This is a genomic window from Caballeronia sp. GAWG1-5s-s, assembly GCF_023631445.1.
Classification (GTDB): Bacteria; Pseudomonadota; Gammaproteobacteria; order Burkholderiales; family Burkholderiaceae; genus Caballeronia.
In genome coordinates, this window is record NZ_JALQDC010000066.1 from 1 (window position 1) to 512 (window position 512).

The 512-nt window shown below is 66.4% G+C and carries 1 protein-coding gene; it reads left to right on the top strand.

Going from position 1 to position 512, the window contains the following annotated elements:
* On the top strand, positions 1-512 hold a 512-nt coding region (locus tag NCR34_RS27920; RefSeq protein WP_250501440.1), incomplete at both ends, for a sensor histidine kinase.

The window sequence follows — 512 nt, forward strand, 5'->3', positions numbered from 1 at the left end:
GCCGCGCAGAACGGGCAGACCGTGACAATCGATGGACTCGACCGTTCGGCGACGATTGCCGGGGACCCCGTGCGCCTCAATCAGGTGTTCGTCAACTTGCTGAACAATGCGACGACTTATGCGCCGCCGCACGGCCACATCGATGTTTCGATGGTCGTGGGCGACGGTAAGGTAAGAGTCTGCGTCAGCGACGACGGCCCGGGCGTGGCGGAGCCGCTGCGCGATCGCGTGTTTTCGTTATTCGTGCAGGGGCCGCGCGAGCTCGACCGCTCGCAGGGCGGGTTCGGCATCGGGCTCGCCGTATCCCGGCAGATTATCGAGAGGCATGGCGGCTCGTTGACGCTCGAGCGCGCCCGAAGCGGCCGCTGGTCCCGCTTCGTTGTGACGCTGCCTTGCACGTCGGACCCTGTGGCGGCGCACCCTGGGACCGACCATACGCTCGCCCGGCCGGCAATCGTCAGCCGCCGCATCCTGATCGTGGATGACGAACCGGACATCGCATCTGCGTTGCT